The sequence below is a fragment of the Sandarakinorhabdus rubra genome (assembly GCF_010994245.1).
GTDB classification, from domain to species: Bacteria; Pseudomonadota; Alphaproteobacteria; order Sphingomonadales; family Sphingomonadaceae; genus Sandarakinorhabdus; species Sandarakinorhabdus rubra.
Window position 1 is genome coordinate 1 of the sequence record NZ_WMHO01000433.1, and the last position, 776, is coordinate 776.

Below are 776 nucleotides of genomic sequence, written 5' to 3' on the forward strand. Positions count from 1 at the left end.
CCGACGTGCCGGTGGCGGCGCTGATCGGGGCCAACGGCGCCGATGCCCCGGAACGGCCGCGCACGCTGGTGCCGCCGCAGCCGCAGGGTGACCTGATCGGGCTGGCTGTCGAGGTGGCACAGGGCGATTATCGCGCCGGCGATGAATTGTGGGCGCAGCGTCTGGCGCCCGAGCAGTTCAGCCGCGCCATCAACCGTGACGTGCTGGCGCCGCGCCCGGCCGGGCGCTTTGCCTTCGGCCGGCTGATCGCGGTGGATGGCAGCCGCATCCATTTGCTGCCCACGCAGCCCGGCGCCCGCCAGCAGGTGCTTGCGGACGTGCCGTGGCTGGCGGTGGTGACGACTTTGGTGCGCCGGGTCTAGCGGCGCGTTCAGGTCGGCAGGTCGCCGTTCAGCGCCAGTGCCTTGCCGGCAAGGTGCAGCGATCCGGTCACCAACACCATCGGCGGCGCCTCGCTGTTGCGCGCAATGGCCTTCAGGGCCTGCCGCAGGTCGGGCGCGGTCACGGCAGCGAGGCCCATGGCCTGCGCGGCGCTGGCAAGCCGGGCTGGTTCCTGCGCAGCGTGACCGGGGACCGGCACGGCATAGAGGGCGCTGGCCATGCCGGCGAAATTCTTGAGGAAGCCGGTGGCATCCTTGGCCGCAAGGAGCCCGGCCACCAGCACCAGCCGCTGCCCAGGCTGCAGCAGCGGCCGAACGCTTTCGGCCAGCGCGCGGCCGGCCGCCGGGTTGTGGCCGCCATCGATCCACAGGCTGCTGCCGGCCGGCAACAGGGCC

Annotated in this window: 1 protein-coding gene and 1 pseudogene; one reads left to right on the top strand and one right to left on the bottom strand. The window is 72.9% G+C overall.

From position 1 onward, the window contains the following. Positions 1–362 (top strand): annotated as a pseudogene (locus GJV64_RS15080) (XRE family transcriptional regulator); the annotation flags it as partial. Positions 363–370: 8 nt separating this feature from the next. On the opposite strand, the gene GJV64_RS15085 reads toward GJV64_RS15080, so the two are convergent. Next, positions 371–776: glutamate ligase domain-containing protein (locus GJV64_RS15085; protein ID WP_408015010.1), on the bottom strand; the 406-nt coding region annotated here is incomplete at its 5' end.